The sequence below is a fragment of the Chryseobacterium sp. T16E-39 genome (genome assembly GCF_002216065.1).
GTDB lineage: Bacteria > Bacteroidota > Bacteroidia > Flavobacteriales > Weeksellaceae > Chryseobacterium.
Genome location: NZ_CP022282.1, coordinates 2,770,320 through 2,782,751, shown reverse-complemented (window position 1 = coordinate 2,782,751; position 12,432 = coordinate 2,770,320). Strand labels below are relative to the sequence as shown.

Here is a 12,432-nt window from a genome sequence, read left to right as displayed (position 1 = left end):
TAAATAAGAAAGAAACCGCAAGATAATAGTATTTCCGGCGATTTCTTTCAAGTAAATTAAAATGTTAGAGTTTTATTGTAACCACCAAGGCTTTGAGTTAATATTGTCATTTCCACCATACTGAGCTGCCAGAGCCGCTTTAAGATTGGCATTGTTATAATTATATTCACTCTGTGGATATCTGAATCTGAATGGTGCTGCAACCCCAGTCTGTAAAGGATAATTAGGATACCCGGTTCTTAAGTAATCATAATAGGATGTCCATTGTGACTGATGGAACATTGTCATATATTTTTGGGTCATAATTTTCTCCAGCTGATTGGGTAATGATGCGGAGTTATCGTAAACAACTAAAGGAGTCGTTAAATAGTTATTGACATTAAATCCTGAAAAATAGAGATTTGGATTCTTAACATAGGTCTGATAAAAACTAAAGCTCCCTTTAATGGCATTGTCATAATGCGTTTTAGCAGAACCTGAAATCCACCCCCTTGCAGTGGCCTCTGCCAAAATAAATTCTAACTCAGGATAGCTAAGGACTGAAGATGGCTCATTAGTAGGATCCTTATAAAAACGGTCATTAACTTTTGAAATGTTTTTTGCAGCCACTAACGCCGCATTATCGGAATATGGAGATGTTGGATTTCCTCCATTGTATCCTGTAAAATCAGTGATTGGTTTTCCTGCTTCTTTTGCTCCTGTTGTTTGAGCAGCGAAAGTAAATAGGCGTGGATCCTGTCTGCTTTTAAATAAGTTGATAAAATAATCTGCCATGTATAAACTTGAACCATACCCACTGTTATTGAACATCGTATATCGGCTGTCTGCAGCATCTGCAAACTTAAGTTCTCCATTATCTGTAATGGAAGACATCAAAGGCTGGCTTCCTGCAATAGAAGCAAATTCTGTGGCAATAGTGTAATTTCCTACCGTTGTTTTTTTGGAAAGCGAAATTAAAATTTTCAGGCGAAAAGAATTAATAAGTTTTTTCCATTTGGTAGCATCACCATTATAAACAATATCTCCTTCTATTTTATCACTCGTATTGATGAGGTCATTGGCTTCTTTCAGCTCAGTTAATATTCCGGACATTACTGCTTCCTGACTATCATATTTAGGTTGAGTAATTCCAGATTCTCCTTTTACTGCCTCTGAATAGGGTATACTTCCCAATTTTAAACTTAGATTATAAAAATAATAAGCTCTGAAAAATTTACCAATAGCAATATAGTTTTTATTATTGATCCTCTCCGCTTCCTGTATGATCTTACCCGTGTTTAAAAGCCCTTTAGTGTAGATTTCAAAAGAGGCTTCATTCCATTTCATATATTGGTATGAGTTTTCTCCATCTGTTCCGATCATCATTCTAGAGGCATACATATTATCTCCATTTACCTGGAAAGCATCTTTTGCAACATAGGTTAGAAGAGATTTAGGATCAATACTGGCCTGATCATTTGGATTTTCATTGATGGTATCAAGGCTGGTTTCACATGACGTCAGTGCGAAAGCTCCTATAAGGAGGAATGATTTTATAATGTTTTTCATTTTGACTGAAATATTATTTTAATTAAAATTTAAGGTTAAAGCCTATTCCAAACCAGCGGCTGGAAGGATCCTGGATATCATTTCCAGAACCGACTTTTGATGGGTCTTTACTATCATTTCCTACCCCTATTTTAAAGTCAGGATCTGAGTACAGGTTTTTAGATTTTTTCCACATTGCAAGATTATATCCGGAGATATTAACCGTGAAATTTTTCACGAATCCCTTAGGATTAAGTAAATAGGAGAAGTCATATTCTAAAATCACCGATCTTAATTTTACAAAGGTGCGGTCAAATACATTCGCAAATTCTTCACTTTCAGCCTCGGTTACTCTTGCCTGGTAAGGATAGTTCTGCGCCCAATCCTGGAAGCTTATAGGCTTGGTATGTGGAGTGTAAGTACCGGTTGCGGCATTATAATTAACACCATCAGGAACGAAATAATAAGTTCCCGGGTTGGCGTATTCCTGATCTCTGTATTGTACAGAATTCGGATGCTTTCCACCCCACCACATTTTTTCAACTACCTGAGACCTCATCACCCCACCAACGCTTCCATCAATACCGATGTTCAAAGTGAATTTTTTGTATTTGAAAGTGTTATTAAATCCGAAGGTCCAGTCTGGATTGAAATGTCCTAAATTAGTAGGAGTAGTAGCTTTGGTAGGCATACCTGTTTCAGCATTTAGAATAACTTTTCCTTCCGGTGATTTTTGCCATGTATAATCGTAGTAACTATCCATTCTTTCTCCTAATTGGATATTTCTGTAATTAGACATATTATCATAGATAGAAGTCAGTTTTTGTTCATAGGTACTCCAGTTGATCAAGGATCTCCATGTGAAATCTTTTGTTCTTACAGGAACCAATCCCAGAGAGACTTCAAAACCTTTAGTGGTATATTCATTACCATTTACATATTGAGATTTAAAACCTGAAGACTCCGCACTTGGAAACTGAAGGATGTTATTATAATCCAAAGTCCTGAAGTAAGTAGCATCCAATGTTACTCTGTTGTTAAACAATCCGGCGCTTAAACCTAGTTCATACGATTTTGTCTGTTCCGGCTTTAGAGAATTCTCATAATTTAACGTTGTTGGATAATAATTGGTAGGGTTTCCATTAAAAGTTATTCCATCATTATTTAAATAATAATTCCTGATCGAATACGGTTGGAAATCATATGCTACCTTCGCCCACGAAGCAGAAAGCTTTAATAGGTTAATAGACTCTGGCATCTTAACAAGGTTAGATATAACTGCACTTAATGAAGCAGATGGATAAAAGTAAGACCTGTTAGCCTTTGGTAAAGTAGATGACCAGTCATTACGTCCTGAAACGTTAAAGAAAAATGCATTATACAAACCAATATCTATAGTACCGTAAGTACTGTAAATCAGTTTTTCCTTCAGATAATCGTAGTATTTTATGGCTCCTGCAGAGTTGGATAATTCATACTGTTCCGGTACTTTCAATCCGTCTGTTGAAGCATTATCCTTATTATTTTTATAATAGAATGTGGAAGCTCCGGCGTTAACAGCAATGTCGAAATTTTCTGAGAACTTTTTCTTATAAGTTGCTAAAACATCCGAGTTAAGATTCCATGTTTTTTCATCATTCAGAATATACCCGCCGCTTCTTGGGGCACTGTAATTAAAATAAGAATAGGGGCTTAAAATTTCCTGTTTATTGTGATTTTCAACAATGGATACTTTACCCTTTACAGAGAAATCTTTGGTTACTTTATATTCCAGACCGGTTTGAGCATTGATTACATCCGTTCGGTTTTGGTTTTTATAATAATTTGCCCCAAACCAAGGGTTATTATACCAGGCATAATTCCAGTTTGCTTGTGTTCTTCCTTCCTGGCCGGGAACCCACATATGATTTTTTAGATCTTTTCCGTTTACATCGCCCCCCATCCATATAAGAATAGTGTACATATGTCCACTTGGGTTGTAATCGTAATTGGGGATGTTAGGAGTAAAGGTTTGGGTAAAGTTAAATTTTGTATCAAAAATTAATTTATCCGTCAGGTGATTCTCTGAGGAGAAATTAATCCCGTAGCGTTTTAGGGAAGCATCAGGAACTCTGTCGTCATAATTCATGAAATTACCCGATAACCTGTATATATCTTTATTACTTTTGTAACTTACAGAGAAGCTGTTGTTATTGATAACAGCAGGTTTTAGGAATGTATTTAAATTGTCGTGATATTCCCAATCAATAGGAACTCTTTCATATCTTGATTTATCATTATACTGGCTTCCTGCAACGGTTCCGTACCATGGGATAACCTGTCCTGTAGTCTTATCCCGAATCGGGCTGTTCCATTGTGCGATCTTTAATCCGGGAACAAACTTAGGTCCCCAGATCATGTCTCCATCATTCACCCCTCCATCGGCACCATCCCAGAATTCATACTTTCCGTGCGATCCGTTTCCATATTGAGTCTGAGTTTTCGGAAGATTGGTAAAACCCGCACTGATCATTGTATTTTGAGAGAACTCTACTGTAAAGCCTTTCTTTTTAGCACTTTTTGTGGTAATTAAAACCGCTCCGTATCTACCTCTTGATCCATATAATGCTGAAGCAGTAGCCCCTTTCAGTACATTGATGTTATCAATATTATTAGGATCTAAATTCTGGAAAACTTCTTTTTCAACAATGACACCATCTATTACAAAAACCAGATTGGAATTTCCTCTTAACGTAAATTCAGGTGCCTGCTGCATTCCGGTAGGATTTGAAATATTTAATCCGGCAACCTGACCGGAGAATAAGTTTCCGATGCTGGGAGTCGTTATCGATTCAAATTGTTTTGTCCCAACTTCCTGGGTGGAATATCCAATTTTTTCTTTCTTTTTGGCAATACCTAGAGCAGTGATTACCACTCCTTCAATTTGCTTTTCATTCACCTTCTTTAAAACAATCGAATATTGTCTTTTTGAAGAAACCTCAACAGTATAGGAAGAATAATCGGGTGAGAAAAATTCCAGAATATCTTTAGGATTTGCGGTAATCGTGAAATTACCATTTTCGTCAGTTGTTGCTGATTTTCCTGTGTTTTTATCAGTGACACTGACTCCGGAAACACCAGTTCCGTTTTCGGATTTTACATTTCCGGAAATATTAATTTCTTGAGCAGTTAAATATAGGGGGAGCAAAAAAATTGCAAAAGTAGCTAAAGTCTTCTTCATTTTTTTGAGGACAAATTTAGCGCTGTACTGTTACCTATATCTTAATGATATGTTAAGATAAAAATATCATTTCATGAATTTACTTAATGAATGTTAATGTAATAATAAAGCAGAAAAAACAACTTATATCACTTTTTTTGCTTTATTTTAAACGGTTGAATTTTTAGTGATAATCGGATTTGAGCTTAAAATCTACTTAAAATCCCCCAGTGAATTTTAATGTCATTAAATTTGAATGGATTTCCAAATTCGTTACCATTGGAAATCTGGAAACTCATCAGTCCGATAGGAATAAAGAAGTTAAATCCGAGGCCGACACTGTAGAGCTTGGGTTTTACATTTAAGGATTTATTGTTGAGCTGTCCATATTGTCCGAAGAAATCAAAAAAGGCCTGACTTCCGATCAGATATCTATATTCCAGTCCTCCATAATAATAAAAATCGGCTGCAAGGGATTTTTCATTAAATCCTCGCATAGAATTCCAACCTCCAAAGCGATAGAGTTCGTTGGCCGAAAATTCAATTTTTGAATCCATCATTGCACCTTCCGCTTTTATATTGAGAAAGTGATTGCCTGAAATATGATAATTATGCTCCCCAAAGAAGTAGAACTGATTTTGATTGGCTTTGATATTATCCTTTGTATAGGTTGTGGTAAGGAAATCATATCCTGCGTTAATTTTGGTCTTATAAAGGAAAAGATCAATATCGGTAGGCTCAGTCATATCAAGCCATACTCCAATCCCTTTTTTGTTGTAATCTTTACCCTGTACATATAAAGTATCGATGATGCTTGAGGTTTCAAAGGTTCCTCTCAGACCAATCTTATACCTGTTGTTAATATGATAATAAAGTGCAGGGAGTAATTTTACATTGGCAAAAGTAGAGTCCTGTCTGAAGATATTGATCTTCATATTCAAACCTACATTAGATTTAAAGAGGTAAGGAATATCCGTCTGCAGATCAAATGTCTGCCCTTTATCAGGGTTTCGCTGCCAATATAGATTGACCGTTTCAAAACCATTAAACATATTCCTGAAATTGACGTTCAGGGTTCCGTTGAGTGTAAATTTATCTGTTTTATCATTCCCAAAACCAATCACCCCATCAAAAGTATTCGTCTTTTTCTTTTCCATAAAAAGATAGATCTGCGTAGAATCTTTCGTGAAAAGGGTTTGCGGCGGGCGTTCTAAAGAAACAAATGGATGGCTCTGAAAATTCTTATTAATGGCGATCAGGTTTTTGTCATCGTATGTTTTTCCTTTAAAATCTTTTTCCAGATTTTTGATAAACCTTTTGGGAACTTTTTCATATCCCTTAATCACAAAACCATTGATCGTTCTTTTATCGTTTTTATTGATTTCCAGTTCTACAATGGGATAGCCATTTTTTTGACCCTTGTATTTGGATTTGATTCTGCTAAAAGAATAACCGTCATCAATATATTTTTTGTTGATATTTTTTTTTGTTGAATCTAAATTTTTGGTAAAAAAATCCTTTTTGATCTTTAGCCTTCCAACGATAGAATCTGAAAGATTCACATAGGTTTCATTAAAGTTTTTGCCTTTATCATAAATGATTTCTGTACTGTCTCCCTTTATTTTCACTTCTTTTAATTGAGTGAAAAAATAATTGCTTTGAGCCAAAGAATCAAGAAACTTTACCGCAGAGGCAGAGTCTTTTACTTTTTTTGTCTGCTTGGTTTGTAGATCAGTAAGCCAATACATCTTCTTTTGCGCCTGAACGAAAACGCAAAATAATACAAAAAATATTTTCAGAAATAACTTCAATACTACACCTATTTAAACCATTATGAAATTCTCCTTCCTTGAAATAAACAAACCTTCATTGGATTGGCAATTTTACGATTTAACAAATCAACAATTTTGCTTCTCTGCTTTTTGCCTTTCGTCCCAAAAACCCGCACATCTCATACTAACCGGAAACTAGTCCAGTTTATTGTATTTTTTCATTAAATTTTCATAGGTTCCCTGAGGAAGGATCCATTTCAATGGAACTCCAATTTTTTGTCCGAATTTACCAAAATAATAGTGAGCTTTCCATTTCTTTTTGCCCAGTAGATTTTCAATATATTCTGCAACCTCTAAAGGTTCTGTTCCATCTCCCACATGAGAATTCATTAAAGCATATACCTTATCAAAAATAGTTTTATAGGGTTCAGAAACTTTTGTTCTTACCCGGTTTTCAGCGATATTGGTTTTGATATCTCCTAAATGTAATGAGCACACCTCAATATTCCATGGATATACTTCATAGCGCATGGCTTCAGTTACTTTATCCAAAGCTGATTTTGATGCGGAGTAAAATCCGCGGAAAGGAAGTCCCATTTCACTTCCTATACTTGAAATATTAATAATTTTTCCGAATTTGTGTTGACGCATTGCCGGCATTACTGCGCTCATCATTTGAACAGAACCCACCAGATTAAGATTGAATAACTTCAGGATATCTTCTTTTGAAGAATCTTCGACTGCACCTACCATTCCCATTCCTGCATTGTTGATCAGTACATCAATTTTTGTTTCTGTTTTCAGGATCTCAGTAATTGCATTTTGAACAGCATTGTTGTCAGTAACGTCGGTGGGTATAGATTTGAAATATTGGCTTTCAGTATGTTTTCTGCTTAATCCATATACGTGATGTCCTTTCTTTCCAAAATATTCTGCTAAAACAAAACCTATTCCTGATGAAGTTCCGGTGATGATAATGGTCATTTCTTTTTATTTCTTTTTAGAATTGTTTTTATTCTTTTTCCTGCTAATGACAAATTTTCTGTGTCTTTTATCGAATACCACAATTTTTAATTCTTCATCTATAGTCAATGGAAATTGATTTTCAGCAAATGTAAAAAAAGAATAATGAACTCTATCAATAAATTATTCTATGTGAAAATACAGCCTTAAAGATAAATGATCATATTCTGCCACGTAACGCTATTATTGATCCCTATCATTAAACTTAAAATAAAGTTAATCTTAACCATGTAGGGAATATGAGAATAATGTTTATTTTATTATTATCTGTTTGATATTTAGTTATTTGTGTGGGTTTTTTAATTGCTGTAATTACTATTTCTTAATAAAAATATAAAAAAATGTTAATGACCCTACCAATAAAGCTGTTCTAATTTTGCATCCGAAAACAAAGACATGCAATGACTGTATTGAAAACCCCTGTCTCGGTGGCCTATTTAACAGGCCGGGGACTATTAATTGGTGCTCTGTGTATATCACCGGTACTGTTGTCCCAGAAAAAAGACAGCCTGAAAGAAAAATCCATAGATGAGGTTGTGGTTGTAGGATATGGAACGCAGAAAAAGAGTAAAGTATCTGGCGCCGTTTCTGAAGTCTCACTGGATAAACTGAGTTCAAGATCTTTGTCTGGAATAGGTGAAGTACTTCAAGGCAAAACTCCCGGAGTAACTGTGGTAAACGAAGGTGGAGACCCCAATGGTTCTCCAAAAGTAAATATCCGCGGTTTGGGAGGGATCAATGGGGAAACCCCTCTTTATGTTGTAGACGGAGTGGTGTTTAACGGGACCCCTGCTATTAATCCTAATGACATCCAGGATATTTCTGTACTTAAAGATGCTTCTGCAGCTATTTATGGAGCAAGATCTTCAGGAGGGGTAATTCTTATTACGACTAAGAGAGGAAAAAAAGGAGCACTCACTGTAGATTTTGATGTAAAATATGGTATTAACAAAGCATGGAGACTGAAAGAATCTTTAAATGCTGCCGAGTTTCAGGATGTGATGTATCAGGCATTTGAAAATGCTGGAAAGCTTGGAAGTTTACCTTTAGCTTTTAATGCTGAAAAATATGCAGATGGAAGAGTGACCAGAACAGACTGGATGAAAGAAATTTTCAGGACCGGGACGATTCAGGAATATAATCTTAACCTGAGTGGAGGGAGTGAAAAATCAAGATTTTTTGTGGGAATGAATCACAGAAATCTTGAGGGAATATTATTAAATACACAGGCAAAAAGATATAACTTCAGGGTTAATTCGGAACATAAAATCAAAGACTGGTTGACAATCGGAGAAAATATGTATTACAATTACTCTGACGGGAATACTGCAGATACGAAAAGCGGTTATACCGGCGCACTGGTTGCGGCAATGTATTACCCACCAAATGTTCCTGTATATGCCCCTAATGGAGCTTTTTCAGGATTGCCAATTGATGTGGCAGGAGGCTACGGAGATATGATCAATCCGGTAGCCTATCTTCAAAGGATCAGCATCAGGAATCCTACCCATGAAATTCTTATCAATCCTTATGCAGAGATTACTTTAGCCAAAGATCTTAAATTCAGATCAAATTTTTCTCAGACATTCAAAATAGGGACCGTTAAGAATTTTACTTACAGAGTCTTGGAAGTTGGGAAAATTTTTGATACCAATAATCTTGAATATCAGTCAAACAATTCATCAACGGCTCTTGCTGAACAGCTTCTTACTTATAAAATAGCTCTTAACAAACATAATTTTGACTTCCTGGGTGGTTTTACTTTTCAGAAAACAATTGATGAAGGATTTGCGGCGAAATCTTATGACTTTAGAAGTGAGGTAGAGGTCTTTCAACATCTTCAAAATGCAGCCGATACCAATAAAGATGTTTCCAGCTATAAATACCAACAATCCTTAGTGTCTTATCTGGCAAGGGTAAATTACGATTATGCCGGTAAATATGTGGTAAGTGTATTAGGCAGAAGGGATGGGTCATCCTTGGTAGCAAAGCAAAATCGTTTTGCCAATTACTATGCAGTTTCCGGTGCATGGGTGATGTCACGAGAAAATTTTATGAGTGATATTTCATGGCTTTCAAATTTAAAATGGAGAGGAAGTTACGGGATCTTAGGAAACCTGGGCGGGATTTCTCCTCAGGCAGTAAATCCTCTGATGATCAGGGAGAATAACATTATTTTCGGACAGGATCCTTCTCAGAATATTGCTTATTATGCGACCACACGGCCTAATCCAAATTTGAAATGGGGGAAATCAGAACAGACCAATTTTGGATTAGATGCTTCTTTTCTGCATAACAGTCTTTCCTTACAATTCGATTATTTCGTGAAGAACTCCAAAGATCAGATATTTAATGTAAGCTTACCGAGTACAGCAACCTATAATAATCAATATATAAATGCAGGACTCTTCCAGGATAAGGGATATGAATTAGGGATTAATTATAACAGCAAAAAGACGGGAGATTTTTCTTATTCTATTGGAGCGACATTTAGTCAACTAAAAAATACGGTGAAGCAATTGGCTGATGTTAATGAGATTTTTATCAACAGCAATGGAGTTAGGGGAGTTTTAAAACCGACACGTATAAGAGTAGGTGAGTCGTTATATTCTTACTATGGCTATAAGACTGGAGGTATCTTCAATAGCCAGGAAGAAATCAATAATTATAAAGACATTAACGGAAATCTGATACAGCCGAACGCCAAACCGGGAGATATTAAGTTCCTGAAAAAAGACGGGAACACCGGAACATTGAACAATGATGATTTCGTTAATCTCGGAAATCCTTATCCTAAGTTTTCCTATGGACTATCTTATAATATGACCTGGAAAAACTTTGACCTCAACGTCTTCTTTCAGGGAGTATATGGAAACAAAATATTCAATGGACTGAAGTTTATTTCGTTAAATCCGGGCGGAACGGGGCAGAACTATAATATGGACAGGGAGATCCTCAATGCTTGGACACCACAAAATACCAACACGGATATTCCAAGGTTGGTACAGGGAGATCCGAGCGGAAACTATTCAAAAGTATCGGATTTCTATGTAGAAAATGGATCTTACTTAAGATTGAAAAATCTTACGATCGGTTATTCTTTACCCAAAGAATTATATGGGAAGCTTGATGTAACCAAGCTGAGAATTTATGTGACAACAAACAATTTGTTTACCATCACCAAGTATACAGGCTTTGATCCTGAAGTAGGAATGGATACTTATGGTGTGGATACCGGAAGATATCCGCAGGCGCGTTCATTCATTTTCGGGGTAGAAATAGGGCTGTAATTTTTTAACAACTAAAAATTAAAAAAATGAATTTTTTCAAAAAAATATTTTGGGTATCAGGGATTGCAGTAGTGCTCTCATCTTGTGCAAACGAATTGGATGTTCAACCAGAAGGTACACCTACTGAAGCAAGCTTTTGGAAGACTGAAAATGATTTGATTACTGGAGCTAATGCCATGTATAAACCATTATCTGATAGCGAATTTTACGGAAGAGGATTTTTCTGGTTTATCAATGCCAGTGATGATATGGTGACCGGAAGGGCAAAAAGTGAAGCGGATAATGCGAAGAATTTCAGCAGTAACTATATTGCAGCAGGGGATCTTGAAACCCAATGGAATAAAAGATATAATGTAATAGGAGTGGCAAACCGAGTGATCAGGAACATAGACAATATTCAAACTTCAGCTGCAATAAAAAATAAATACTTGGGAGAAGCTTTATTTATGAGTAGCAGAATGTATTTTGAACTCGCTTATAATTATGGGAATGAAAAAGCTGGTATACCAATCATAGACCGTACAAAAGAGCCGGATACCAATCCTATTCCTAGAGCTGCAAATGTAATGGATAATTACAATTATATTGTAGCTGACCTAAAGAAAGCTGCTGAGTTATTACCTGCGCAGGAACAACTTTTAGCAAAAGATTACGGAAGGCCTCATAAAGCTGCGGCATGGGCACTTTTGGCTAAAGTTTATTTATTTATGAAAGACTGGCAAAATGCTGCATTTTGGGCTAATGAAGTGATGACTAAAGGAAATAGAAGTTTGCTAAACAATTATGCAGATGTTTTCAAAGCTGAGAATAATTACAGTTCAGAATATATTTGGTCTATACCCAGTACGCCTAAATTTAATGCAGTGGGAAGTATTCTTCCAGGTGTTATGCTTGAAAATAAAGGTTGGGGGTTGTATAATGGCTGGGGATATTTTCAACCCACCAAAGAACTGTATGACGAATATGAAACAGGAGACCTTAGAAGGAATACAACGATTCTGAAATTAGGAGATCAGTTTACTTTTAATGGAAGCCCGAGAACATATGCTTCCACCAATTCTCTTACAGGCTACCAGTTTAATAAATATATGGATGCATTTAAGTATGCATTAAACAGTGGGCATGTAAGTGCCAACGGAGATTATCCGTGCACCGATCTTGCTGTTCCAATTATGCGTTATGCTGAGGTAATTCTGATCAAAGCAGAAGCGAAAATTATGATGGGACAGAATGCTGATATTGAAATCAATATGATCAGGACCCGTGCAGGCTTAGCATCAAAAAATGGATGTACACTAGCTGATCTGAAACATGAAAGACGTTGTGAGCTGGCAGGTGAATGGGCGGACAGACACAGAGACCTTGTACGTTGGGGGGATGCTCAAAGTACTTATGCACAACCGTTACATGGAATCAGCGGACAAGTGGTTTGGGCTTCCAGAAATTTCAATCCGTCAGTACATAATGTATGGGCAGTTCCACAAGTCGAAATTGTCAATAGCCACGGGATTATAAAACAAAATGCAGGCTGGTAAAATTTAGGGTTCGGGATGCGAGATTCGAAATTTGAGAGTGGTGGGGCAAATTGTTAATAAATTCTTCTCTAACAGGGAAAAATAGA

6 protein-coding genes are annotated in these 12,432 nt (G+C 36.2%); 2 read left to right on the top strand and 4 right to left on the bottom strand.

What is annotated here, in order from left to right:
* Positions 1–72 precede the first annotated feature (72 nt).
* The 4 genes from CEY12_RS12560 to CEY12_RS12545 all read right to left on the bottom strand — a co-directional run bounded on the left by CEY12_RS12560 (position 73) and on the right by CEY12_RS12545 (position 7,482).
* A complete protein-coding gene (locus CEY12_RS12560; RefSeq protein WP_089028022.1) occupies positions 73–1,548 on the bottom strand; it encodes a SusD/RagB family nutrient-binding outer membrane lipoprotein in 1,476 nt (491 codons plus the stop codon).
* Between the two features lie 22 nt (positions 1,549–1,570).
* The gene (locus tag CEY12_RS12555) at positions 1,571–4,747 is read right to left on the bottom strand and encodes a SusC/RagA family TonB-linked outer membrane protein (protein WP_089028021.1); all 3,177 of its coding nucleotides are present in this window, start codon (positions 4,745–4,747) and stop codon (positions 1,571–1,573) included.
* Positions 4,748–4,932: 185 nt separating this feature from the next.
* Positions 4,933–6,474 carry a hypothetical protein gene (locus CEY12_RS12550; RefSeq protein WP_228409692.1) on the bottom strand — a complete coding sequence of 514 codons (1,542 nt, stop codon included), beginning with the start codon at positions 6,472–6,474 and terminating at the stop codon, positions 4,933–4,935.
* A 219-nt stretch (positions 6,475–6,693) separates the two neighbouring features.
* The gene (locus tag CEY12_RS12545) at positions 6,694–7,482 is read right to left on the bottom strand and encodes an SDR family oxidoreductase (RefSeq protein ID WP_089028019.1); all 789 of its coding nucleotides are present in this window, start codon (positions 7,480–7,482) and stop codon (positions 6,694–6,696) included.
* 440 nt (positions 7,483–7,922) lie between these two features.
* On the opposite strand from CEY12_RS12545, the gene CEY12_RS12540 reads away from it, so the two are divergent.
* Complete coding sequence (locus CEY12_RS12540) at positions 7,923–10,811, top strand: SusC/RagA family TonB-linked outer membrane protein (protein ID WP_089028018.1); 2,889 nt, start codon at positions 7,923–7,925, stop codon at positions 10,809–10,811.
* Between the two features lie 26 nt (positions 10,812–10,837).
* Positions 10,838–12,346: a RagB/SusD family nutrient uptake outer membrane protein gene (locus CEY12_RS12535; RefSeq protein ID WP_089028017.1), complete on the top strand. Its 1,509-nt coding sequence runs from the start codon at positions 10,838–10,840 to the stop codon at positions 12,344–12,346.
* The last annotated feature ends 86 nt before the right edge of the window (positions 12,347–12,432 follow it).